This window comes from Helicobacter japonicus, assembly GCF_000762845.2.
In the GTDB taxonomy this organism is placed as follows: domain Bacteria; phylum Campylobacterota; class Campylobacteria; order Campylobacterales; family Helicobacteraceae; genus Helicobacter_C; species Helicobacter_C japonicus.
Genome location: NZ_JRMQ02000010.1, coordinates 18,743 through 42,470 on the forward strand (window position 1 = coordinate 18,743; position 23,728 = coordinate 42,470).

At 35.3% G+C, this 23,728-nt stretch carries 25 protein-coding genes, 1 tRNA gene and 1 pseudogene; 12 read left to right on the plus strand and 15 right to left on the minus strand.

The features are described from left to right. Positions 1-7 precede the first annotated feature (7 nt). The 15 genes and pseudogenes from LS65_RS07145 to LS65_RS07215 form a co-directional block, all read right to left on the minus strand. The gene (locus tag LS65_RS07145) at positions 8-1,657 is read right to left on the minus strand and encodes a tetratricopeptide repeat protein (RefSeq protein WP_034362147.1); all 1,650 of its coding nucleotides are present in this window, start codon (positions 1,655-1,657) and stop codon (positions 8-10) included. 96 nt (positions 1,658-1,753) lie between these two features. After that, complete coding sequence (locus LS65_RS07150) at positions 1,754-2,521, minus strand: hypothetical protein (protein ID WP_034362149.1); 768 nt, start codon at positions 2,519-2,521, stop codon at positions 1,754-1,756. A 135-nt stretch (positions 2,522-2,656) separates the two neighbouring features. Then, a complete protein-coding gene (gene lnt / locus LS65_RS07155) occupies positions 2,657-4,000 on the minus strand; it encodes an apolipoprotein N-acyltransferase (RefSeq protein ID WP_034363223.1) in 1,344 nt (447 codons plus the stop codon). Between the two features lie 70 nt (positions 4,001-4,070). Then, positions 4,071-4,874 carry an enoyl-ACP reductase gene (locus LS65_RS07160; protein ID WP_052061092.1) on the minus strand — a complete coding sequence of 268 codons (804 nt, stop codon included), beginning with the start codon at positions 4,872-4,874 and terminating at the stop codon, positions 4,071-4,073. Continuing rightward, the gene (gene dapA, locus LS65_RS07165; RefSeq protein WP_236096675.1) at positions 4,871-5,761 is read right to left on the minus strand and encodes a 4-hydroxy-tetrahydrodipicolinate synthase; all 891 of its coding nucleotides are present in this window, start codon (positions 5,759-5,761) and stop codon (positions 4,871-4,873) included. Before dapA ends, LS65_RS07160 begins: the two co-directional genes overlap by 4 nt. Next, positions 5,758-7,062: a M16 family metallopeptidase gene (locus LS65_RS07170; RefSeq protein ID WP_034362152.1), complete on the minus strand. Its 1,305-nt coding sequence runs from the start codon at positions 7,060-7,062 to the stop codon at positions 5,758-5,760. The genes dapA and LS65_RS07170 overlap by 4 nt, the downstream gene beginning before the upstream one ends. Positions 7,063-7,593: 531 nt before the next feature. Further along, a pseudogene (locus LS65_RS07175) lies at positions 7,594-8,646 on the minus strand (quinone-dependent dihydroorotate dehydrogenase); the annotation flags it as partial. Positions 8,647-8,725: 79 nt separating this feature from the next. Beyond that, a tRNA-Ala gene (locus tag LS65_RS07180) sits at positions 8,726-8,801 on the minus strand. A 12-nt stretch (positions 8,802-8,813) separates the two neighbouring features. Then, positions 8,814-9,542 carry a 1-acylglycerol-3-phosphate O-acyltransferase gene (locus tag LS65_RS07185; RefSeq protein WP_034362153.1) on the minus strand — a complete coding sequence of 243 codons (729 nt, stop codon included), beginning with the start codon at positions 9,540-9,542 and terminating at the stop codon, positions 8,814-8,816. Beyond that, positions 9,526-10,629, minus strand: a complete 1,104-nt coding sequence (locus tag LS65_RS07190) for an SH3 domain-containing protein (RefSeq protein ID WP_034362154.1) — start codon at positions 10,627-10,629, stop codon at positions 9,526-9,528. Before LS65_RS07190 ends, LS65_RS07185 begins: the two co-directional genes overlap by 17 nt. A 6-nt stretch (positions 10,630-10,635) precedes the next feature. Beyond that, complete coding sequence (gene purQ / locus LS65_RS07195; protein WP_034362155.1) at positions 10,636-11,304, minus strand: phosphoribosylformylglycinamidine synthase subunit PurQ; 669 nt, start codon at positions 11,302-11,304, stop codon at positions 10,636-10,638. Next, on the minus strand, positions 11,304-11,543 hold the full coding sequence (gene purS, locus LS65_RS07200; protein ID WP_034362156.1) for a phosphoribosylformylglycinamidine synthase subunit PurS: 240 nt from the start codon (positions 11,541-11,543) through the stop codon (positions 11,304-11,306). The genes purQ and purS overlap by 1 nt, the downstream gene beginning before the upstream one ends. 10 nt (positions 11,544-11,553) lie before the next feature. Beyond that, the gene (gene purC, locus LS65_RS07205) at positions 11,554-12,264 is read right to left on the minus strand and encodes a phosphoribosylaminoimidazolesuccinocarboxamide synthase (RefSeq protein WP_034362158.1); all 711 of its coding nucleotides are present in this window, start codon (positions 12,262-12,264) and stop codon (positions 11,554-11,556) included. A gap of 10 nt (positions 12,265-12,274) precedes the next feature. Next, complete coding sequence (locus LS65_RS07210; RefSeq protein ID WP_034362159.1) at positions 12,275-13,603, minus strand: S41 family peptidase; 1,329 nt, start codon at positions 13,601-13,603, stop codon at positions 12,275-12,277. 131 nt (positions 13,604-13,734) lie between these two features. Further along, entirely contained in the window at positions 13,735-14,685 is a 951-nt protein-coding gene (locus LS65_RS07215; RefSeq protein WP_034362160.1) for a hypothetical protein, read from the minus strand. Positions 14,686-14,837: 152 nt separating this feature from the next. Between LS65_RS07215 and LS65_RS07220 the strand changes: the two genes are divergently transcribed. The 12 genes from LS65_RS07220 (at position 14,838) to LS65_RS07275 (ending at position 23,725) form a co-directional block, all read left to right on the plus strand. After that, a complete protein-coding gene (locus LS65_RS07220) occupies positions 14,838-15,365 on the plus strand; it encodes a peptidylprolyl isomerase (RefSeq protein ID WP_034362161.1) in 528 nt (175 codons plus the stop codon). Positions 15,366-15,385: 20 nt separating this feature from the next. After that, complete coding sequence (locus tag LS65_RS07225) at positions 15,386-16,714, plus strand: MFS transporter (RefSeq protein WP_034363233.1); 1,329 nt, start codon at positions 15,386-15,388, stop codon at positions 16,712-16,714. A 4-nt stretch (positions 16,715-16,718) separates the two neighbouring features. Next, positions 16,719-17,024: a hypothetical protein gene (locus LS65_RS09945; protein WP_052061093.1), complete on the plus strand. Its 306-nt coding sequence runs from the start codon at positions 16,719-16,721 to the stop codon at positions 17,022-17,024. Continuing rightward, positions 17,014-17,817 carry a tRNA 2-thiocytidine biosynthesis TtcA family protein gene (locus tag LS65_RS07235; RefSeq protein ID WP_052061094.1) on the plus strand — a complete coding sequence of 268 codons (804 nt, stop codon included), beginning with the start codon at positions 17,014-17,016 and terminating at the stop codon, positions 17,815-17,817. The genes LS65_RS09945 and LS65_RS07235 overlap by 11 nt, the downstream gene beginning before the upstream one ends. A gap of 66 nt (positions 17,818-17,883) precedes the next feature. Continuing rightward, positions 17,884-18,150, plus strand: a complete 267-nt coding sequence (locus LS65_RS07240) for a tetratricopeptide repeat protein (RefSeq protein ID WP_034362162.1) — start codon at positions 17,884-17,886, stop codon at positions 18,148-18,150. Then, a complete protein-coding gene (locus LS65_RS07245; RefSeq protein WP_138129814.1) occupies positions 18,132-18,452 on the plus strand; it encodes a CiaD-like domain-containing protein in 321 nt (106 codons plus the stop codon). Before LS65_RS07240 ends, LS65_RS07245 begins: the two co-directional genes overlap by 19 nt. A gap of 497 nt (positions 18,453-18,949) precedes the next feature. Further along, entirely contained in the window at positions 18,950-19,630 is a 681-nt protein-coding gene (gene arsR / locus LS65_RS07250; RefSeq protein ID WP_034362164.1) for an acid response regulator transcription factor ArsR, read from the plus strand. A gap of 12 nt (positions 19,631-19,642) precedes the next feature. After that, positions 19,643-20,908: an ArsS family sensor histidine kinase gene (locus tag LS65_RS07255; protein ID WP_034362165.1), complete on the plus strand. Its 1,266-nt coding sequence runs from the start codon at positions 19,643-19,645 to the stop codon at positions 20,906-20,908. 9 nt (positions 20,909-20,917) lie between these two features. Continuing rightward, a complete protein-coding gene (gene hemB / locus LS65_RS07260; RefSeq protein WP_034362167.1) occupies positions 20,918-21,886 on the plus strand; it encodes a porphobilinogen synthase in 969 nt (322 codons plus the stop codon). A gap of 99 nt (positions 21,887-21,985) precedes the next feature. After that, a complete protein-coding gene (locus LS65_RS07265) occupies positions 21,986-22,702 on the plus strand; it encodes a YebC/PmpR family DNA-binding transcriptional regulator (protein WP_034362170.1) in 717 nt (238 codons plus the stop codon). A 127-nt stretch (positions 22,703-22,829) separates the two neighbouring features. Then, positions 22,830-23,234, plus strand: a complete 405-nt coding sequence (locus LS65_RS07270) for an NAD(P)H-quinone oxidoreductase subunit 3 (protein WP_034362172.1) — start codon at positions 22,830-22,832, stop codon at positions 23,232-23,234. After that, positions 23,216-23,725 (plus strand): NuoB/complex I 20 kDa subunit family protein, encoded by a 510-nt coding sequence (locus LS65_RS07275; protein WP_034362173.1) that lies wholly within the window; start codon positions 23,216-23,218, stop codon positions 23,723-23,725. The genes LS65_RS07270 and LS65_RS07275 overlap by 19 nt, the downstream gene beginning before the upstream one ends. Positions 23,726-23,728: the final 3 nt, after the last annotated feature.

Below are 23,728 nucleotides of genomic sequence, written 5' to 3' on the forward strand. Positions count from 1 at the left end.
CAAAAGGTTAGAAAATCCAACCTTTGAGGTAAGCCTTAATATTATGCGCGACATCGCTCCATTCACCCATTTTGCTTTGTGTCATACATACTACATCTTCATACCACGGTGTTGAGATACCATTCCCCCAACGCCAATCATAACTCTTATGTAAAAGCACAAGCGTATGCTTACCCATACTTGCACTAAGATGAGCGACTGCGGTATCAATGCTAATCACCATATCCATATCCTTGATAATATCATAGGTATCAGCAAAATCGTTCATATCTCTTTGAATAATATCATATTTGTCTATATGCTCGCATTGCGCTTTATTAAGTGAATAAATCTCTATATTGTGGTGATATTCTTGTAATACGTCCATAAGTATGTGCAGTGGAATGCTTTTAGCCTCTGCTTCACTAAAGTGTGAATCTGTGCTAAAACAAATGCCAATCTTTTTTATACTTTTATCTTTCGTCTCTCTATCATCACTCTCTTTTATATCCTCATACTTCAAAGGCATAGCGTGTAAATCTTCTACACTTTTTATTCCAAGAGCCAATGGCAAAGACACAAGAGAAATAGCCACATCATATTGCCCCACTTTATTAAGAGAATCCACACAAGGAATCTGCATTTTAGCAAAAAGTGGGACGAGTGGTTTTTGTGCAATGATACAGACACCTTTTGCTCTTTGTGCAAGAAGCGGTAAAAATCGTGCAAACATAATACTATCACCAAAACCCTGCTCGTGATATACAAGCACAAATTTATTTGTAAAATCTGATTGTTCTCCATTATATTGCCACAGATTTATAATATTTTCTGGGAGCATTTTAGGTAATTTTTTACGCTCTTCGTAGATTCTAAAGCCTTCTTCAAAATGTAAATTTTTTAGCAAAAAATGTGCGTAATTAATACAATACTCTACTCTATTAGGATTAAAGGCTATGGCTTGATTATAAAGTGCGAGTGCGTGCTGCATATCATCATTTGCATAGTTAAGTGCATTTGCATAGTTAAATAAAAAATCGCTATCATCTTTGTAATGTTCATACAATACATTATACACTTGCACTGCCTCACGAAAAAGCCCTATTTGCACATAAGTATTTGCGAGATTCACGCCTGCATCAAGATAGCCCCTATTGAGCGCACTCAAATACAATTCTATCGCCTCACCAAAATGTTTTAAACTTACTTGAGCATTAGCAAGATTAAACATTGCCCCTAAATCGTTAGGGTCAAGTTTGATTGCAATCGTGTAATGTTTGATAGAACTCTGAGAATCTTCTATATCTGAATAAGCTTTAGCAAGATTAAAATGGAGATTAGAGTTATTTTGCATTTTAGAATCTTCAAGCAAGAGGTTTTCAAGCTCTGTGATACAACGCACAGGATTCCCACTACGGCGGTAAGATTCAGCAAGATTAATACGATGATAAGATTCCGTAGGCTGACATTGTGCTGCTTGAGTAAAATATTCTACTGCCCTATCATAAAATTCAAGCTCAAACATCACTACACCTGCAAGATGCCATATATCAGCACGTGTGCAATCAATGCTTAATATTGAAATACATATATCCATACATTGATGATAATGCTTATGTTCATAAAGCTGATATGCTGTTTCTACCGCAGAGACAACATCAAATTTTTGTTGAGACATACTCTCCCTTTGATATTTTCCAAAGAGCTAAAGCAAAAAAGATACCACTCTTTTGTCAAGAGTGGTTAAGGAAGGATAAAAACAAGAAGATAGAATTTAAAAGACTACACCAAAAATCACAGAAATGCGTTGATAATTATCTTTAAAGTCTTTTGTCCTTACAGCAGTTGTAGAAATGCTTGCACCTGCCTCACGTGAAGAGCTTGTTAATTCACCCATTACATATCGCACACCTACACTAAATACATTTGAAAATTTTGCGCCAACGCCAAGCCCATATATAAGTCCGTGGTAAGTATTATCAAGTGAAGTATCATTTTGAGTATCACTTACAAAAAACTTATCTGTAATTTTGTGATATGAGTAACCTACCATACCTTGCACATAAAAAGACCCTGCCTGAATACCTAAAATCACTGGCACTTGCACACCCCAACCATTAAATCCTAAATCTGTCATAACCTTTTTATCACCCGGAAGACCTGTAGATTGATTCGGCTGAAACGCATTTGAATCTCCAATAGATTTAAGATAAATAGGCACGGTAATTTCTGTTCCAATATAAGGGCGTATGCCACTTGCTGCTTTAATAGAAGTTATATAAATAGAATAACCAACATCAGCAGAATGAAGATTCAAATTACCAAGTTTTGAGTATGAATACCCTAAATGTCCCTCGTTAAAAAGATACCAACGCGCTACATTTCCAGCTTTATTAGAACCATTGAGAATCGAACCACTCGCAAAGTTCCCCAAAAGCTGTTTTTTTGCATCACCAAGCGATTTTTGATTAGTTGCTGGCGCACCAAATGCCACACTTGTAGCAACTGCAGCCATTAAAAATACTTTTCTTAAAGAAATCATCTTTACTCCTTTGTGTAAATCAAGATAGTGTATTATACCACCGATAAACAAAAATCGGTTTTAAAAGTGTTCTTTTTAACAAATTAATGCATTTGTAGGATACTTAATCCCTGTCTCTGCAAATAAATTAGAGATTTAAGGAGTAATAATTGCAGAATGTGAGCGATTTGTAGCGTGAAAAATAGTGCTTTTATGAATCCTTGCATAATATTTCATAAGATTCTTTTGCAATATAGGCTCAATACTTGGCACAAACCACGCATTATTACTTATCATTATCACATATTGGGGATTATCCTTATAAAACTCTCTGTGTGTCCCTTCATAACAAATTGCATTTTTAAACCGCACACCTTTAATATCAAAATAACCAAATTTCTCTCCGCTACTAAATCCACCAATACCCTCAAAAAATAGATTCACAAGAGGAAGTAACACAGAAGGTAAATACTCTCCAAAAGGCACAAGTAAAACTTTATCATAATAGCTTACTTTACCATCTTCAAATTTAAACATACTGTTAAAATACAGCTGCTCGCCCGTATCTCTATCAAATTGCTCACGCAATGCACCGCTAAGTATCACAATATCTTCACTCAAATCCATAAATCTCTCAAAAGGTGCAAATCCTGTAAAATTGGACATATCAATAGGCACATAAAATGCACTTTCAGGTAAAACTATGACATCATAGCCTTCATTAATGGCTTGCTCTACTTCTTGCATATACATTTCAAAGATGCTATGAATCTGCTCTATACGATATTTTATATCTTGATTTACTTCACTCTGTATCAATTTTATTTTAAGTGACATTTCAGGGTAAAGTTGAGGGATTTGGGTAGAAATTCCTTGCATTTGATAAGGTTGAAGCGATGTGTGAGCAAATGTGCGAAAATCAAGGGCAAGTATGAGGCAAACTATACCAAGCAACTTCCACCACGATTGATATTTCACCAAAAGCCACAAGGCGAGGATAACAAAGGCAAAACTTAATTTATCCACACCAATATAGCTATAAGCAAAAACACTCTCCAATATAATCCAATCAAAGCCCAAAGGTGTAAGATAACTTAAAATCAATAAAAATACAAACCGCACAATCAAACATTCACACCATAAACCAACATAAAACACAAAACCAATAAATATACCTACCAATATCACAACTATAGGGATAAACCAACCCATATCAAAGTAACGCATTCCTAGAGAAACCCAATAAAACCACAAGATTCCAATAAAAAATCCTGTGCTAAATCGGCGATTTGCTGGTGTAAAAAGCACACTTGCAATACTTAAAAAACCAAACAAAGTTGCTAAAAATGGTGGTATATCAACAACTCCACACAACTCAAAAACCCATTGCGCATAAAAAGGTAAAACACAGCATAATGCAAATAGAAAAGAAATGCTAAGCCATACAAGAGTAGGTTTATAGGTGCGAATATTGCGAAATGAAAAAGGTGTGTATGGCATCTCAAGTAGCCTACAAGGCTTTTGAGATAAAGAGTTAAAAGAAAAAGGAGACATAAAAAAATCTAAGCTATTATTTAAATGTGGTTCCGCCATCAATAACAATTGTTTGACCTGTAAGCCACGCACTTTGTGTTTCATCACAGAGGAAAAATGCTGCACCCGCCAAATCTTCAGGTGTTCCCATACGATTAAGAGGAGATTCTTCTTCTACTTTGGCTTTCACCTGTGCGTAATCGGGGAATGCCTTAAGCGCATCAGTATCAATAGGTCCTCCACTCACTGCATTTACGCGTATGCCCCACTCACCAAGCTCTGTTGCAGCATATTTTACCATCGTTTCAACTGCATTTTTAGAGTTTCCGTGTCCTGCATAATTTGGCATATATACAAGATTCCCAGTTGAGCTTAAAGAAACAATAGCTCCGCCACCAACTTCTTTCATACGTTTTGCCGCCTCTTGCGCACCCACGACAAAAGCAAGCACTGTTGCCGTATAAATATTATTTAATCCTCTGGGTTTTAAACGCATAAATGGTGCAAATCCACCCGCAACGCTTTTGCCATAAATAATTGCATTAGAGATAAAAAAATCAACGCGTGAAAAATCTTCATCAATTTTTTTAAAAAGCTCAATATACTGCTCTGTTTCTAAAACATTAAGTGGATAATATCGTGCCTTGATTCCATATTTACTTTCCACATCTTGGGCAATTTTCGCCGCTTCTTCTTCGTTTTTATTATAAGTAAAAGCTACATTCACACCATTCTGAGCAAATTTATACAAAATAGCTTTACCAATTCCCCTTGTAGCCCCACTAATAACAAGTGTTTTGCCTTTCATAAAATCCGTAGTAGAAGTTTGTGCATTTTTCATATCTTCACCTCATATTGTTCTAAGATTGTTTGTATTTTAGCCATATTTTCCTTAGAAGGTGGCACTAATGGCAAACGATATTCTAAATTTTGTAATAATCCTACTAAAAACATAGCTGCCTTAATGGGTATAGGATTGCTTTCACAAAAGAGAATCTTATTAAGTTCGTAAAGCTTTGTGTTCATCTCATAACTTTTTTGCATTTCGCCTTGAAGTGCAAAATGTGTTAAATCAGCAATCTCTTGTGGCATAAGATTCCCTGTTACAGAAATAACACCTTTACCATTATTAGCCAAAATTGGAAAATTAATTGCATCTTCTCCACTTAAAATTGCAATACTTGGCACTTCTGCACCAAGTGCTACAACCCTATCCATAAGACCTGCTGCTTCTTTTATAGCATAAATATTTGGACATTGCTGATGTAAAGATTTTATTGTGTCTATTTCTATGCTAACACCTGTGCGTGATGGGACATTATAAAGCATCACTGGGATTTCTACTGCATTTGCCACTACTTTATAATGCTCAAATAAACCTTTTTGTGTAGGTTTATTATAATAAGGAGTAACACACAAAAGTGCATCAGCTCCACATTTTTGGGCAAAAAGAGCAAGTTCTTGTGCCTCACTTGTAGAGTTACTACCTGCACCTGCAAGCACTTTTACATTACTTCCTTTGCATATTTGCACCGCAGATTCTATACATTCCATATGCTCTTTATGCGAAAGAGTAGCAGATTCGCCTGTCGTCCCTACAGGCACACACGCGTCCATTCCGTAAGCAATTTGTCGCTTGATTAGTCTCTCATAACTCTCAAAATCAACTTTATTGTTTTTAAAAGGTGTAATAAGTGCGCTCATTGCTCCAAAAACCATACTACTTATTTCTCCTTGTTAATATCTTTTAAAATCACTACACTCAATGAATCTTCTACAAAATACTTGTTTGCAACTTGTTGAATCTTCTCTATATTTAAAGCGTTGATATCCCTTTCATAAGAGAGTAATGGCTTAATATCTCCTCTTACAAGATAGCTACCAAAAAGCTCAGCAACTGATGAAGCACCCTCAAGACCATAGATAAAATCTGCCCTTGTATTGATTTTCACCTTATCAAGTTCTTCTTGAGAAATATTGCCCTGCTTAAGATTCTCTAAAATTTTATAAATCTCTTCTTCAATTTTTTCTGCACGCACTCCCTGCTTTGCTGTAGCAATAATCAAAAATACACTATCATCTTTAAGTTCCATATTATACGCATATACACTCGTTACTATCTGCTGCTTATCGACAAGTTCAGTTTGTAACACACTTGACTTGCCTCCACTTAGAATCTCACTTATCGCGCTTAAAGCAACTTGATCTTCACTTGAAAAGTTAGGGATTTTATAGCCCATAGCAATGTATTCAAGTTGAGAATCCTTTTTTACAATACTTCGCCTCATACCATCTTGTTTTGGTTCTTTAGCTGTAACTTGCGGGATACTTGGGGTATGGTTTTCAAGCTTACTAAAATACTTAGAAGCACTTTCAAAAACAAGATTTGGTTCAATATCGCCGCTTACCAAAACAATCGCATTCTGCGGTTGATAGTATGTATGATAAAAAGAGCGAATATCCTCAATATTCCAACTTTGAATGTCTTGCATAAAGCCAATCGGTGTCCAATGATAAGGGTGATAAACAAAAGCAGTATTAAAAAAACGAAAATATAAATAACCCATAGGCGAATTATCTGTCCGCCATAAACGCTCCTCTGCAACAACATTACGTTCTGGTAAAAACTCTTCTTCTTTCAGTGAGAGGTTGCTCATAAGTTCTGCGAAAAGTTCTAAAGATTTATCAAGGTTCCCTGCACTTGATTTAATAAAATAATGAGTATAATCAAAACTTGTTGAAGCATTATTTACTCCACCAAAACTTTTCACAATCTCATCAAATTCTCCTGCTTGAAGATTGCTTGTAGATTTAAAACTCAAATGTTCAAGCATATGTGCAATACCGCTTTTCCCCATTACCTCATTACGACTCCCGACTTTATAAAATACACTTGTTTGAATCACATCACTTTTATTATCAAGCGGCACAACAACAACTTGCAAACCATTATGCAATGTCTTTGTAAAATAATGAGGCAATGCACTTGAAAGTGTTGCTTGAGTGCCAACAATCTGTGAAATACTCATTAATACTCCTAAAATAAACTTCACAACTTACTCTTTTTGAGAATCCACTTTCTCATTTACCAATATTTGGGTAAGAGCATCATTTCGTGGCTGATTTCTTTCTGCTGTTGTCTGCTCCACTTGACTATGAGTTTGCTGTTTAAGATTCTCTATATGATTTGTAGAATCTTCTCCTGCTTGCACTTTTGGTGTCGTTTTGGAATCTTCCTGAGGTTTCTCTTGCAAAGACAAAGCAAGTAATTCTACTTTGCTCTTTCGACCGCGTTTTTTAGGAATGCTTTCTTTACCTAGATTCTGCGTGTTGGTTTGTTTTTTAGAATCCTGTGTTGCGCTTTTAGACTCTGTTTTTGTAGTTCTTGTTTTTCTTGGCTTTTTTTCTGCCTTACTCTCTTCCATTTTACCAACAGATTCTACGATTTTTGGTTTTCTGCCACGTTTTTTAGGAGTATCTTGTTGTATTTGAGTTTCTATTGATGTTTTTTCTATAGCTTCTGTTTTAGGTTTTTTACTTACCCTTTTAGTTTTATTGATAATATCATATCCTATTGCCTCATTAAGTGAAGTGAATCCATCATTTTTAAGAAGTTGCAATAATCCCTCATTAATCTCCCTACAAAGTGTTGGACCTTGAAAAATCAAACCACTAAATACTTGAACGAGTGATGCACCGAGTCTAATACGCTGATAAGCCTCATTTGCATCACTAATCCCACCTACAGAAATAAATGTAGTTTTGCCAAAAAATGCCTCACTAAGAATACGCAAGATTTCTCTTGATTTCTCTTTCAATGCCTCACCGCTCACACCGCCACTCTCTTTAGCACCATTTAAAACGCTATAATCAATCGTTGTATTTGTCGCAATAATACCACTCGCACCACATTTAATACTCATTTCTACGACTTTAAGCATATCATCTGGTTTCATATCGGGAGAGATTTTTATAAAAATTGGCTTTTGTGTGTGAGTTTTTGCCATTGCAAAAAGCTCCTGCACAAAACTCACATTTTGTAAATCACGCAATTTTGGTGTATTTGGAGAAGAAAGATTAAAAACATAATAATCTCCGATATTCAAACAATCAAGGAGTACATTTTCATAATTTTTTAACGAATCACTTTGAGCAATAATTTTATTTTTTCCTACATTGATACCAAGTGGTATGCTATAAGGGTAAATTTTTTCTAGACGCTCTGCGATTTTGAGTGAGCCTTGATTATTGAAACCCATTTCGTTTTGTAAGCTTTTTTCTTGTATATATCGAAAAAGTCTAGGTTTTGGATTCCCTGATTGTGGAGCTTGGGTAATTGTGCCAAGCTCTAAAAAACCAAATCCTAATGCTGATAACCCTTTCACCATTGTCGCATTTTTATCAAAACCTGCAGCTAATCCCACAGGATTATAAAATCTCATACCTGCCACTTGAGTATGCAAACTCTCATCAAAAACACAATACTGCGACACAAGATAATCTTGCACTAAAGGCAATGGTGCAATATTTTTAATTGTCCATTCCGCTATATCGTGCATTTTTTCTGCATCAATCCTAAAGAGATAAGGGGAAATTTTTTGATATATTGACATAAAACACCTCTATAAATAAACTAAAATTAGAGAGTAAAAAGCATTATTGTAGCAAAAGAAATAAAACCTAAAAAAATAATGGTGGAGTGTAGGGGGGTCGAACCCCTGACCTCAACGCTGCCAGCGTTGCGCTCTCCCAACTGAGCTAACACCCCACAAATTAAAATTTAAGATTTTGCCTCGTTATTGCTTAAAAGATTCTGATTTAACTCGTAATAATGTTTCAAATATACCTCGTGCATACTCTTTTCAAGCTTTTCATACCATTGCTCATCACTAAAATCTGGTGTAAAAGCCTCCATAAGCACCACCCTTGCCATACCTGTTTCTATTGATATAGGTGAGCTATTATAGAGCTTGCGCGTATTAATAAGCACTGCTGGCTGGATTCTAAGTTTAAGCTTTGAAGCAAGAATCTTTGCTCCTGATTTAAAAGGAAGAAAATCCTCTCCACCTTTACTTCTTGTGCCTTCAGGAAAAATTGCTATGGGACGCTTTTCTTCTAAGCGTCTTTTTGCTTCTTTAAGAAGATAAACTATACTTTTCTTATCCTCCCTATCAATAAGTATCATATCTGGAGCTTTCAATGCGTGCCCATATAATGGAATCTCGCCAAGCTGCTTTTTTGCTACCCAACATAAATTTGCAGGATGATAGGATTCAAAATAAATAATATCAATCACACTTTGATGATTCATTACAAATAGCTGTGCATCTTTATCATATTCACCTATACACTCTGTTTTTAAACCATTTAGACTAAAAAACCAACGACATTGTCTTCTTGCCCACCTGCCATTATTCCACTTTCTTGTGAGATAAATCTGCACAATAATAATAGGTAAATACAATGCTATTGAGAGTGTAGCTATTATAGCTCTAATCTTTGCTAACATATTCCTTCCTTATCCAACCGACTTTAGATTCTATCATTACCTTATAATAATCCTTATATTCCCCAATAATGGCTACCTCTGTGGGTGTCTTAATAACTTCCATTATCGTAGAATTATGTGTAGGAATAATGCTAACACTTGCTCCGATTTGCGCTATACCTGAAGTTGCGCCAAAAAATACATTATATCCGAGTATTGCAACAAGGATTCCTAACACAAATAGGCTTACCTTGCGTATTTTTCTAAAAACAATCCATACAATCACAACAAAAGCAATAAGCCCGCCAATGAGAAGATTCTTAAATATCAAAATAGTATTACGTGGCTTAATATCCCCATTTTCATCAGCAACACTTTGAACAAGATGAATAGGTAATGAAATATTCACAAATTGATGTTGGGCGAGATTAAAATAATCAAAAGTAAGTGAGCGAATTGATTTATCAAGGACTACATAATAAATACCATAAGTTGTATCATCAACTACCCTACTTTTTTCTAGCCCTTGCTGTGGGTATTTGGCAATTTTCATTGAATCTAAAATAGCACCTTTACTTTCAAATTGGAAAATCACAATATTATGTGTCTCATCATACTCTTTCACACGATAATCCACAACTTCGAAGCTATCGGCAATCACAGATATATAATTTGCATTGCTTGAAAGTTCAATAGCTTGAAAGGTCGCTCCCGGGGCGATAAGATTCTCCTCATAGCCTTCTTCTGAACGCACATTCACACTCAAAGGTGGGATAATCACATTTTTACCAGTTATATTATACACATAAGTATTTTGTAATATGCCTTTATTATTTTTTTGCCAATATGTATCGTTGCTTTTTAATACAACATTATTTTTTGCATCTAAATCAAGTAATTCAGCACTAACAAGATTCGCATTAGCAAGCAAAGTGAGGCTATACTTTATCTCTATATTCTGCCCTACATACATTCTTGTGTCTGTGCTAGGGAACTGCACATTAATATAAGCAATTTTTGGGAGGGCAGATTCGGTATTTGTCTCTCCAAAAACACAACTTAAACATAGAAGCAGCCCTATCACACGACTTTGAATCTTTTGAAACATTATGTTTTACCTTGATAGTGGGATATGCAACAAGTTATCGAGCATTGCCAAACCATCACAACTACCAAGCATAGCTTCAATTGCTCTTTCAGGGTGAGGCATCAAACCAAACACATTTTTATTTGCGTTGCATATCCCCGCAATAGAATCTACCGAACCATTAGGATTATCTGTATATTCAAGCAGAATCTGCCCATTTGAACGCAATTTCTCCAATCCTACTTCATCGATAAAATAATTTCCATCAGCGTGTGCAATAGGCAACTTTATCTCTTGATTTGGCGCATAAGAAGTCAAAAAAACATTGTCTTTATTCACAACCTTAAGCTGTTGTATTTTTGATATGAAATGCAAATTTATATTGCGTTTTAAAACTCCGGGCAATAATCCAGCCTCACATAGAATTTGAAAGCCATTGCAAATGCCTAGCACATAACCACCTTGTGATGCAAATGCCTTGATTGCTTTCATAATAGGTGAAAATTGCGCTATCGCCCCACATCGTAAATAATCCCCATAGCTAAAACCTCCGGGAATAACAACAAGATGTATATCTTCAGGCAATACCTCATCTTTATGCCATACAATATAAGTCTTTGCGCCAAGTAAAGAAAAGGCGTATTGCGTATCAAATTCGCAATTCGTTCCCGGAAAACGGATAATAGCTACATTCATTACAAAATCTCAATAGAATAATTTTCAATCACTACATTAGCAAGGAGATTCTCACACATATCCTGCACCAATACGCGCGCCTTTTGAGAATCGTTCTCTTGTAAATCTAAAATAATCTCTTTTGAAAGCTTCACATTTTGCAAACCTTCAAATCCGTGAGCACACAACGCGTGATGAATCGCTTTTGCTTGTGGGTCAAGCACTCCTTCTTTAAGGGAAATAAGAACTTTTACTTTCATATCCTATCCTCTACATTAAAATACGACGCAATACTTCTTCATAGGCAACTTTCACACTACCCAAATCTTGTCTAAATCTATCCTTGTCAAGTTTTTGATTTGTATTTTTATCCCAAAAACGACAGCTATCTGGACTAATTTCATCAGCAAGAATGATATTTCCCTCATTATCGCGTCCAAACTCTAATTTAAAATCAACAAGTTTAAGCTCCCTTTTATCAAAAAAAGCTTTTAGTATTTCATTGATTTTACGCGCTTGAGTTTTGAGAATCTCCAATTCATCTCGTGTTTTGACCAAACCTAGAATCTCACAATGTTCATCATTAATTAGAGGATCACCCAACGCGTCATCTTTATAATAAAACTCGACAAGTGGATAGGCAAGAATACTCCCCTCTTTTATGCCTAAACGTTTTGTAAGTGAACCTGTGGCAATGTTGCGTGTAACCACTTCTATGGGGATAATAGACACTTTTTTGCATAGCATTTCATTATCGTTTAACTGCTTCACAAAATGTGTTTTTATACCCTCTTTCTCTAAAAGTGTAAAAAGTAAAGTGCTAATGCGACAATTCAATGCTCCTTTGCCAGATTCTGTGCCTTTTTTCTCTGCATTAAAGGCAGTCAAATCATCTTTAAACTCTGCAATCACTACATTTTCATCACTTGTAGCAAAAAGTTTCTTTCCCTTTCCCTCATAAAGCATAATTTGTTTCTCCATTGCATACTCCTTACTTCTTTGGGTTAAAAGCACCTACTACATTAAGAGCCATAAGCACATCAATCGCACTTTTAAGCTGAATATCTTGATAAATCATATTTTGAGTAATAATCTTTTTATCTTCATTTTCAGTTTTTGTCTTTGTATTTTGTGTATTTACTTTATCAAGCTCACTTTGTAAATGCCTTTTTAAATCAGATTCTTTAATACTAAAGTTATTTTCGTTTTCAGGTGTTACACCGGGATACACGATAATATCAGGTGTTACACCTACTGCCTGAATAGTTCTTCCACTTGGGAGATAGTATTTAGCTGTAGTGAGTTTTAAACCCTCATCTTTATCAATCTGCATAACCGTCTGCACACTACCTTTACCAAATGTCTGCTCTCCTATGAGAACAGCACGCTTGTGATCTTGCAATGCACCAGCTACAATCTCACTTGCACTTGCACTTCCACCATTAATGAGAACTACCACAGGTATATCAGCATAAGGCGCGCTTTTAGCCTTGTATTCGATATTTTCACTCTTTGTGCGCCCTTTTTGTGTAACTATCACACCACTTTTAATAAAAAGCCGACTTAAATCAACAGCTTGATCAAGTATGCCTCCAGGATTATTACGCAAATCTAGCACGATTCCATTTATTTTACCAATCTGTTTTAATTCACTTAAAACATTACGCGTTACATTTTTATCAAATGAAGACACACGCACATAGGCAAAATCACTACCCTCAATTTTACGCACTTTTACAGAATCTATTTTGATCATATCACGCACGATATTAAAGACAAGCGGTTTTGATTCGCCTTTACGCACAATAGTAAGCTCCACTTTTGTTTTTGGCGCACCACGCATAAGATTGACCGCATCATCTATGCTCATATCTATTGTGCTTTTATCATTAACCCTCACAATCACATCGCCACTTTTTAATCCAGCTTTATCACCGGGTGTGCCATCAACTGGTGCAATAATTGTCAAAGCACCATCTTTTAAGCCAACAGTGATACCAATCCCACCAAACTCGCCATCAGTATTTGCGCGTAAATCATCAAATTTCTTCTTGTTTAAATAGTTTGAATGCGCATCAAGATTACTTAGAAGTCCATCAATAGCCTTATCAACAATATCATCAAAGCTTAGCTCATCAACATAATTTTCCTCAACTATTGCCATAATGCGGCGAAGCTTTTTGAGGGATTCTAATTTATTTTCTTGAACTTTTGGTTTGCTTTTTTGTGTTTCATCAGCCAACAACCCGGCAAACGACACAGAGCTCACCAATAATGAAATAATAATACCCGATAAAATCACTCGTGATTTCTTCATCATTGCTATTACCTTTATAAAAGAGAACTTTTTAGAATCAAAGATAATATTCTATCTCAAAAATATATATATCTTTCTAAATTATCTTAAACTTTCTTTTTTAAAACTAGAGAATCTACTTCATTAAAACTATATTAATAAAAACTCATCGTAGCATTTTCATCAACAAAAAATCGTATTCTCTTAGTGCCAAGCTTAGAACAAGCCCTGCCTATGGTGCTATCATTAATAATACCCTTTTCCTGGACATCACATAAAAAATCCTGAATTACGTTACGATTAATAAATACGGGTAAATATGTATCAGCTATTTTACTCATTATGCCCAAAAATATACCCTTATTATCATAAAACGCCTTTCCATAAGTAAATTCCTCATAAGAATCTCGCTCCATTTCAAAACCATACTCACGTTCTTGCTTACGTGAAAAATCATAATATGTAGCAACTTTTTCAAGCTTTACACTTTGAGTATGAAATACATACGCATCACTAAGATAAGGATAAAATGCTTCTGTGTGTGCAGTAACAAGTGCATTTGACGCGAAGACATCAATACCAAATCGCTTATAGATTCTATCTTGATAATAGCTTTTATCGCGTTTTTCACAATAGCTATCTACATAGTGCGACACTTTTAAAAGTGCAAGTCCAGAATCTAAATCAAGTGCCTTGATATTTAAACTCGCTACACACATCATATTCGCATTCAAGTCATCTTGCATTTTGGCATAAATCTTTTTGGGTGCAATTCTACCATTGTAAAGAATCTCTGCTGAGGTGAGATAAAAACCATTATGTAGCAATGTCCCTAATCCTTTTCTAAATGAGCCATCATAAAATGAAGTCTCTATAATTGCTGTGCTATAAATCCAATTTGGTTGTGAAGGCAGTTTCATATCTTTTGGGTGTATTTTTCTTTGCTCTTTCTCTTCTAATTGCGTGGGTTGATGTGAAGTGGTTTGGGATACAATAGAATCTGTGCCGCTTTCTAGATTCGTAAAAAGTTTTTGTGGGCTTTCATATCCTTCAAGCACTGCCTCTACAGAATCTTCGGAAGCATTAAGCATATTTATATATCCCATACACAATATGCTCCATAAAGACAAACAAAAAGCACTTCGCCTTAACACTTCCTTATCCTTTCATTGAAAAATGATTAAATTAATATCGGTAGAATCCGCAGACTTTTTTATGCCATAATCTTAATTTCACGAAAAACTAACAAGGAGAGGAAATGCGAGAAGAATTAAAAGTCTTTGATATCAAACAAGAAGAGCTAGAAAAACTTAATTATGCCATTATTAAAGTAAAAAGAGCAAATGGAGAGCCACTTGGAGCGATAACTTTAAAACTTTTCTTAGAAGCTCCACAAAGTGTTACTAATTTCGCCACTTTGGCACAAAATGGATTCTATAATGGACTTACTTTTCATCGTGTGATACCCGGCTTTGTTGCACAAGGTGGTTGTCCTTACGGAAATGGCACAGGAGGTCCTGGTTATCGCATCAAATGCGAACTCAGCAATAACCCACATAAACATACTAAAGGAGCATTGTCTATGGCTCACGCTGGGCGTGATACAGGAGGAAGTCAGTTTTTTATCTGCTTTGCACCACAACCTCATCTTGACGGAGAGCACACGGTTTTTGGCAGAATTGAAGCAAATGATAAGGCAAGCCTTAGTGTGCTCGATAGCATTAAAGAAGGTGATATCATCGAATCTATTACTATCTATGATTCGCTTTCAAATGATACACATTAAAAATTAAGGGTATTATTGTGATAAAACGAATTTTTCCTCTTGCTCTTATTTCAAGTTTGCGATTTTTTGGGCTTTTTATTGTATTGCCTATTATCGGACTTTATACAGATGAATTTCAAACAAGTGCATTTCTTGCAGGACTTGCTGCTGGCGGCTATGCACTTACTCAAATTATCTTTCAAACACCTTTTGGTATCTGGAGTGATAAATATAATCGCAAACACGTTGTCGGTATTGGCTTAATCATTTTTTTACTTGGCTCACTTGTATGTGCGTTTTCTACTGATATTACGCTGCTTATCATCGGGCGATTTTTACAGGGTGCTGGTGCAGTTGGCGGTGTAGTAAGCGCACAAATTGCCGATTTAGTGCGAGAAGAAGAACGCAATAAAGCTATGGCTGTTATGGGTGCAGGGATTTTTATAAGCTTTATTTTTGCTATGCTTTTAAGCCCTATTGTTGCAAGTTATTATGGATTAAACACACTTTTTTTTATCACAAGTGGGCTTTGTGTGATTTCACTTATTATCCTTTATTGGAAAGTGCCTGATACACCGAGCGTAAAATATCATTTTCAAGATAACACTATTAATGCTCTCCTAAAAGATAAAAACCTCCTCATTATGAATCTCAGTGCATTTTTGCAAAAGTTTTTAATGATTTTTGCCTTTGTGTGTATCAGTCTTGCCCTCACTCACCAATTCCATATACCTGAAGGAGATTTATGGCATATCTATGCTCCTGCAGCGATTGTGGGTGTTTTTGCTATGGGACCATCATCAGTTTTTGCACAAAAAAAAGGACGATTTAAGGGTGTTATGCTTTTTGGTATTTTTGCTTTTGTGCTGTCATATTTTTTAATGGCTTTTTCTATTCCTCAAGAAAGCATTGTGCTTTTTGCACTTGGTGTCTTTATATTTTTTATAGGATTTGCTATCCACGAGCCTATTATGCAATCTCTAGCAAGTCGTTATCCAAAAGCACATCAAAAAGGTGCGGCACTTGGTATTTTTACAACACTTGGCTATGTGGGTTCAGCTCTTGGTGGTATGTGTGGAGGCTGGCTCTATGAAGAAGTGGGGCTTTTTTATCTTTCGCTTATTATTGCTGTAGTATGTATAATATGGGCGGCACTTCTTATTGTCTTTTTGAGCAATCCACGCAATCAGAAAAATATCTATCTCCCTCTTGATAATAAACAATACTCTTTAGAAAAACTTAGCACACTTGATAAGCTTGAAGGCATAATTGAATGGTATATCAATCAAAATGAGTATATTGCCATTATCAAATACGATGATACATTCATAAAAAAAGAGCAAATCATATCTGCATTAAACAAAGGCTAAAATTATGGAATTATATGAAAAAATTATCATTGCCTCTGCAATGGGGCTATACTTATGCTTTTTAATCTATCAAAATAGAGATTACTTTAGAAAACATACTTCAAAAAAAGGTATCATTTTAAAAAATGATGAAAATATAATTTTCAAAAGGGGCACGATGCCCAATAATAGGGAATCAAACAAGCAAAAAGATAATGATGAAGAAATTCCAGATAATGTGATAAGGATAGAAACCCAAGATGGAAGTGGAGATTTTATAGAAATCATATTCCCAGAAGAAAATAAAGATAAAAATAAAAATGACAAATAGCCCTATCCAAACTAAAAAAAAGAATCTTGCACAAATACCTACAATAAGCAAAAAAATTCTTGGCATTGTTGGAAAAACAAATGCACAATACCAACTCATTCAAGAGGGTGACAAAGTATTGCTTGGCTTAAGTGGAGGCAAAGATTCTATTCTTCTTGCCACATTATTATCTTATATGCAAAAACACGCTCCTTTTAAATTTGATTTTAAAGCTATTACGATTGATTATGGCAGGGGTGGTGAGTATGAATATATTTTTGAATATTGCAAGAAGCTTGGCATTCCTTATGAACTTTATCGCACAGATATTTATAAAATATTAGAAGAAAATAAACGAGAGGGCACAATTTATTGTAGCTTTTGTTCTCGTATGAGACGTGGGGCTTTATATAGCAAGGCATTAGAGGGAGGATTTAATAAACTTGCTCTCGCACATCATCTTGATGATGCCGCAGAAAGTTTTTTTATGAATCTTACCTATAACGGGGCGATGCGCTCTATGCCACCTATATATCGTGCTCAAAATGGTTTGGAGGTTATCCGCCCACTCATTTTTGTGAGGGAAAGACAGATTATTGATTTTATTGCACATAATCACATTTATATCGCACCTGATTGTAATTGCCCCATAAATTGGCTAGATTCTGATAAAAAACCTTATGCTAGAGAAACCACAAAACAATTTCTTAAAAATATAGAATCTCAAAACCCAGATTTTTTCAAATCCCTCAAAAATGCCTTTAGCAATATCCACGCGGAGAGCTTTTGCGATGAACGCTATTTTAAAATATAAATTGATAAACTTACTTTAAAGTATTTGCAAACAAAAAAAGTATAAAATCCTCCCAAAGGATATATTATGGCAGATAGCATTAAAACACTTACTCTTGCTCAAATCTATGAAATGCAAGGGCTAAAAGAGGACGCGTTAAAGATTTATCGTGAAATTCTCTTAGAATCTCCTGAAAACAAAGAAGCACAAATGGCAATCAAACGTCTAATGCTTGTCCAAAAATATTTTCCTCCGCTTAATCTTGCAAAAAAGGAGCTTTTTGTTAATCCAAAATCCCAAGAGGATTTAATCCAATTTCAAAGGTGGCTACTCCAATGGAACTCAAAGATTTAATACTCCAAACACTTAATGAATTTTCACAACCTAGCGAAGATTCTAATACCCTCCCTACTCATCAAAATATTTCAATACAAACAACTCCTACCCCGCCTGTGGCAAATCCCTTTTGGCAAAATGAAAATATACGAGAAGAATGTGAATTTTTAGAAATGCTTCAAGAGCGGCTTTTGGTGCTTTTTGAAGGCTTATGTGCAGAGCATAACCAAGATATACAAACAAAACTAAACCTTACCATAAATTTCCTTGAATACGAACTTAGCGTGATTAATGAACGATTAAATGACATAAAAAAATAATTTCTGTTAAATTTACATTTAATAATCTCATTTAGAATTTCTCCCAGCCTTTGACCCGAATGAGATAGGGCGAGGTGATGGATTAACCCATTCCGTGAGTATCATCTCAAAAAGAGGTTTCCCCCTCCAACTTCCTCTTTAATTTAAGATACTCACATCGAAAAACCAAACCTTTATTGAACCGCCTAAGACCCCACTTGGGCGGTGTCTTTCCATATTTCAATCAATCCCTAATGATTGCATTATCTGCTCTCTTGCTTGTAGATACGCTCTAAATAACGCTTGAAACTAAAATACATCAGTACTCTTAAAACAATAAATGCTAAAGATTATAATATTTCACATTAATGCAATACTTAAGGCTATATTGGGCAATTTCATAATTTGTTAAAGTTATAAGCCTACATTCAAACCACTTTCAATCCTTAACTTAAGCTATCTAAAAAGTGTTTTATTATACAATCTCACACTTTTACTTGCATATAAAGGTTGGAGATATGTTGGAAATTTTGATGATTGAAGATGATGTGGAACTTGCAGAAATTATTACAAGCTACCTTAAGCAATATGATATGAATGTTACAAACTATGATGAACCATACACTGGTATGAGTGCAGTGAATGCGAAACATTTTGATATTTTGCTTCTTGATTTAACATTGCCTAATCTTGATGGCTTAGAGGTGTGCAAAAGAGTGGCAAAACAAAATAGTGTGCCCATCATTGTTTCTTCTGCACGAAGCGATGTTGATGATAAAGTTGAAGCACTCAAATCTGGTGCTGATGATTATATTTCAAAGCCATATGACCCTAAAGAGTTGGTTGCAAGGATTCAGTCCCTCCTTAGACGCTACAATAAAAAAAGTATCAAAGAGCAAGATAAAGAAAAAGATAGTGTATTTAAGATTGATAAATATAGCCGACAAGTATTCTTTAAGGACAAAAAACTTGAACTTACTCGCGCAGAATATGAAATTCTTACCTTACTTATAAGCAAAAAGGGACATGTTTTCTCGCGTGAAGCTATTGCTATTGAATCTGAATCAATCAATCCTGAAAGTTCAAATAAAAGTATTGATGTGATTATTGGACGATTGCGTTCCAAAATTGAAGAAAATCCAAAAAACCCACAATATATTATTTCTGTTCGTGGTGTGGGCTATAAACTCGAAACATAGGATTCGTATTATATGTTTCAATTTCGACACTCTATTTTTTTTAAAATCGTTGTCCTCTTTTTATGTGCCTTATTTGGATTCTTTGCAGTCTCTTACTACTTTATTCAAGACCATATCAAAAATGAGGATCTCCTCTCACAAGTGCGTTATGAGCAATTTACTGCAACTATCAATGAAATTATGCAACACGGGGGCAGCCTCCACACAATCAAACAATATTTAAACAATATACAATTTATCCCCATAGAGGAAGAAGAGATTAAGCGCGTATTGCAGGAAATCAATAAAATTCCTTATGATTTTGATGGTATTTTTGCTAAGGCGATTAATACACAAAATGGTATTTACATTCTCCTTGAAACAAGTAATGAAACTACTCTTTACAAAGATAATTCCCGTAAATCTTATGAAAATTTTTATATCATTACGCTCATTGGTATCGTGCTTTTAACTTTTGTATTTTTTATTGTATTAAAAAGTCTTATGCCTATAAAGGTTCTCAAAGAACGGATTAAGCAATTCGCAGAGGGTAATTTTGATATGCACCACAAACAACACACAAAAGATGAAATCGATGAACTTTATCAAGAGTTTTACAAAGCCTCAAACAAGATTAAATCTCTTAATGAATCTCGTGGTTTGCTTTTACGCTCCATTATGCACGAACTTAAAACTCCTATTACAAAAGGACGCATTGTTGCAGAAATGGTGCAAGATAATGTGCAAAAAAAACAACTTTGCTCTGCATTTATAAGACTTAATGAACTCATTAATGAATTTGCAAAGCTAGAAGAAATTACTTCTAAAAACTATCATATCAACAAGCAAGAATTTCTCCTTTCTGACTTGATAAATCATACCGAAGATATGCTCCTTATTGATGATGAATCTAATCCTATCACACTTGAAACCCCAAATACTCTTATCAAGGCAGATTTTGACCTCTTTGCCATTGCACTTAAAAATCTTCTTGACAATGCTATGAAATATAGCAATGACGGAAAAGTAAGGGTGTATGCAAAAAATGATCGCCTCTACACAAGCTCTAAAGGTGAACCTTTAGCCCACGCATTAGAAGATTATTTTAAACCCTACTTTAAAAACGATAAAAATCCCTCATCACAGGGATTTGGTCTTGGTATGTATATCATTAAAAATACACTTGATAACCAAGGTTTTGATTTGAGTTACAAACACGAAGATGGTTACAATATCTTTATCATTCATCATTGCGTAGTAGAAAATTATTGCCATATTAATGCCAAACCAAAGCAATAAGGAGAAATTATGTTTAGACGATTAAAACGCACCCGTTTAAAACCTCAAATGAGAGCATTAGTGAGAGAAAATCATTTGCACAAAGAAGATTTTATTTATCCACTCTTTGTTGTAGAGGGAGAATCTATTAAGAATAGTATTCCTTCTATGCCCGGAGTATTCCAATTAAGTGTTGATAATGTTCTCAAAGAATGTGAAGAACTTTTAAATCTTGGTATATACCATATTATCCTTTTTGGTGTGCCAACACATAAAGATTCTTGTGGGAGCGGAGCTTTAAGTGATAGAAATATTGTGGCACAAGCCATAAAAGCAATTAAAAAGCATTTTCCACAAATGATTGTTACGCTTGATTTATGCTTTTGTGAATACACAGACCACGGGCATTGTGGGATACTTGATGAAAAGATTCAAAGTGTTGATAACGATGCTACACTTGAAATTTTAGGACAACAAGCCGTAGTGCTTGCAAGTTGTGGAGGAGATATGATAGCTCCAAGTGCAATGATGGACGGAATGGTAAGCGTTATTCGCAGTTATTTAGACAAGGCTGGATTCACACATATCCCTATTATGAGTTATTCAACTAAGTTTGCAAGTGCTTATTATGGACCATTTCGTGATGTAGCAAATTCAGCACCAAGCTTTGGCGATAGAAACTCCTATCAAGAAGATTCGGCAAATCGTAGAGAGGCAATTTTAGAAAGCCTAACAGACGAAGCAGAAGGAGCAGACATTCTTATGGTAAAGCCTGCTCTCGCCTACTTAGACATTGTGCGCGACATACGCGAACACACTTTACTTCCTTTAGCAGTCTATAATGTAAGTGGTGAATATGCTATGTTCAAATGCGCTCAACAAGCAGGATTTATTGATTATGAACGTGTATTGCTTGAAACGCTCACAGGTTTTAAACGCGCAGGAGCTGATATTATCATTAGCTATCACGCAAAAGAAGTGGCTAAACTTTTGCAATAGATATAGATTCTAAAACATATCCTAAAGATTATTTTAAAAGCTTTAGGCTATAATACAATATTTTAGAATCTGCTACATTTTGATACTCAAAGGAATTTTATGGGAAGAGCATTTGAATACCGCCGTGCAGCAAAAGAAAAAAGATGGGACAAAATGAGCAAAGTTTTTCCCAAACTTGCAAAAGCCATTACTATTGCCGCTAAAGAAGGTGGTGGAGACCCAGCAATGAATGCAAAACTCCGCACTGCTATTGCCAATGCCAAAGCGCAAAATATGCCAAAAGATAATATTGATGCTGCTATCAAACGTGCGAGCGGTAAAGATGGTGTCTTTAGTGAGATTACCTATGAAGGTAAAGCAGCCTATGGTGTGCTAATTTTCATAGAATGCACGACCGATAACCCTACACGCACAATTGCTAATATCAAAAGTTACTTCAATAAAACACCAAACGCAAGTATTCTTACGAATGGTTCTATTGATTTTATGTTTGCACGCAAAAGTGCATTTGAGTTTCGCACAAATAAAAACCTTGAAGAGCTAGAACTAGAGCTCATTGATTATGGACTTGAAGAATTAGAACATAGAGAAGATGAAGAAGGAGATTATTATATCGCCTATGGTGATTATAAAGATTTTGGCACGCTAAATGAGGGCTTTGAATCTCTACAGATTCCAATTCTTAAGGCAAGTTTGCAAAGAATCCCTACTTCGCCCATAAACCTTGATGAGGCACAAATACAAGAGATTGAAAAACTCCTTGACAAGATTGAAGACGATGATGATGTGCAAGCAGTTTATACCAATATTCAATAATGAAAAAGTTTCTCAAAGCAAAAAGGTAACTTGATTATTTTATTTGTAAAATATTTTTTTACCAAATAAGCTTTTTATTAGAAACTTCACATTACAATTCCACACAAAAACAAAATGAAGGAGAAAAATGAGTCATTCTACCTTTGAGCACCCTTACTTTGGTGTATTTATACTCTTTGTGCTTACTTGCGTTGCTTTTACGCTCACTCTCCGTTTGCAGCGTATTCTTTCAAGAAAACTTGCCAAAAAGGATAGAGAAAAACTCAAACTCTCTACGTATGAATGCGGTCCTACTCCAACAAGACAACCAAACAAAATCTCAACGCATTTTTTTATCCTCGCCCTTCTTTTTGTCCTCTTTGATATTGAAGTAATTTTTATGATTCCTTGGGCGATTGACTTCAAACTATTTACATACATAGGGCTTGGTAATTTTGTATTTTTTGAAATGCTTAGTTTTATCGCCCTTTTAGTTATAGGGTTTATTTATGCGTGGAAAAAAGGAGCTCTCTCATGGCAAAACATCAAGTAAATTATGCTCAAAGTGCAGGATTACCCATTGCTCTTGGTAGTGTGGATAAATTACTTAATTGGGGAAGAAGCAATTCATTATGGGGGCTTACCTATGGCTTGGCGTGTTGTGCCATTGAAATGATGGCAACTGGTGGCAGTCGTTTTGACCTTGATAGATTTGGCACGATTTTTCGTGCCTCTCCTAGACAATCGGATTTGATGATTATATCAGGCACCCTCACTAAAAAACATGCAGAATTTGCTCGCAGACTTTATGACCAGATGCCCGAACCAAAATGGGTAATATCAATGGGAAGTTGTGCTAATACTGGTGGAATGTTTAACACTTATTCCACCGTGCAAGGCGTAGATAGAATCATCCCCGTAGATATTTATTTGCCCGGCTGCGCACCGCGTCCAGAAACTTTGCAGTATGCAATAATGGTCTTGCAGCAAAAAATTCGCAGACAAAAAATCGTGCCGCAAAGCACAAAAAAGCGACTTATATAGGAT

What these genes read in the sequence shown, in the direction of transcription:
- LS65_RS07145 (WP_034362147.1), bottom strand. Translation starts at nt 1,657, where the DNA reads ATGTCTCAACAAAAATTTGATGTTGTCTCTGCGGTAGAAACAGCATAT.
- LS65_RS07150 (WP_034362149.1), bottom strand. Translation starts at nt 2,521, where the DNA reads ATGATTTCTTTAAGAAAAGTATTTTTAATGGCTGCAGTTGCTACAAGT.
- lnt (WP_034363223.1), bottom strand. Translation starts at nt 4,000, where the DNA reads ATGCCATACACACCTTTTTCATTTCGCAATATTCGCACCTATAAACCT.
- LS65_RS07160 (WP_052061092.1), bottom strand. Translation starts at nt 4,874, where the DNA reads ATGAAAAATGCACAAACTTCTACTACGGATTTTATGAAAGGCAAAACA.
- LS65_RS07170 (WP_034362152.1), bottom strand. Translation starts at nt 7,062, where the DNA reads ATGAGTATTTCACAGATTGTTGGCACTCAAGCAACACTTTCAAGTGCA.
- LS65_RS07185 (WP_034362153.1), bottom strand. Translation starts at nt 9,542, where the DNA reads ATGTTAGCAAAGATTAGAGCTATAATAGCTACACTCTCAATAGCATTG.
- LS65_RS07190 (WP_034362154.1), bottom strand. Translation starts at nt 10,629, where the DNA reads ATGTTTCAAAAGATTCAAAGTCGTGTGATAGGGCTGCTTCTATGTTTA.
- purQ (WP_034362155.1), bottom strand. Translation starts at nt 11,304, where the DNA reads ATGAATGTAGCTATTATCCGTTTTCCGGGAACGAATTGCGAATTTGAT.
- purS (WP_034362156.1), bottom strand. Translation starts at nt 11,543, where the DNA reads ATGAAAGTAAAAGTTCTTATTTCCCTTAAAGAAGGAGTGCTTGACCCA.
- purC (WP_034362158.1), bottom strand. Translation starts at nt 12,264, where the DNA reads ATGGAGAAACAAATTATGCTTTATGAGGGAAAGGGAAAGAAACTTTTT.
- LS65_RS07210 (WP_034362159.1), bottom strand. Translation starts at nt 13,603, where the DNA reads ATGATGAAGAAATCACGAGTGATTTTATCGGGTATTATTATTTCATTA.
- LS65_RS07215 (WP_034362160.1), bottom strand. Translation starts at nt 14,685, where the DNA reads ATGGGATATATAAATATGCTTAATGCTTCCGAAGATTCTGTAGAGGCA.
- LS65_RS07220 (WP_034362161.1), top strand. Translation starts at nt 14,838, where the DNA reads ATGCGAGAAGAATTAAAAGTCTTTGATATCAAACAAGAAGAGCTAGAA.
- LS65_RS09945 (WP_052061093.1), top strand. Translation starts at nt 16,719, where the DNA reads ATGGAATTATATGAAAAAATTATCATTGCCTCTGCAATGGGGCTATAC.
- LS65_RS07235 (WP_052061094.1), top strand. Translation starts at nt 17,014, where the DNA reads ATGACAAATAGCCCTATCCAAACTAAAAAAAAGAATCTTGCACAAATA.
- LS65_RS07240 (WP_034362162.1), top strand. Translation starts at nt 17,884, where the DNA reads ATGGCAGATAGCATTAAAACACTTACTCTTGCTCAAATCTATGAAATG.
- LS65_RS07245 (WP_138129814.1), top strand. Translation starts at nt 18,132, where the DNA reads ATGGAACTCAAAGATTTAATACTCCAAACACTTAATGAATTTTCACAA.
- arsR (WP_034362164.1), top strand. Translation starts at nt 18,950, where the DNA reads ATGTTGGAAATTTTGATGATTGAAGATGATGTGGAACTTGCAGAAATT.
- LS65_RS07255 (WP_034362165.1), top strand. Translation starts at nt 19,643, where the DNA reads ATGTTTCAATTTCGACACTCTATTTTTTTTAAAATCGTTGTCCTCTTT.
- hemB (WP_034362167.1), top strand. Translation starts at nt 20,918, where the DNA reads ATGTTTAGACGATTAAAACGCACCCGTTTAAAACCTCAAATGAGAGCA.
- LS65_RS07265 (WP_034362170.1), top strand. Translation starts at nt 21,986, where the DNA reads ATGGGAAGAGCATTTGAATACCGCCGTGCAGCAAAAGAAAAAAGATGG.
- LS65_RS07270 (WP_034362172.1), top strand. Translation starts at nt 22,830, where the DNA reads ATGAGTCATTCTACCTTTGAGCACCCTTACTTTGGTGTATTTATACTC.
- LS65_RS07275 (WP_034362173.1), top strand. Translation starts at nt 23,216, where the DNA reads ATGGCAAAACATCAAGTAAATTATGCTCAAAGTGCAGGATTACCCATT.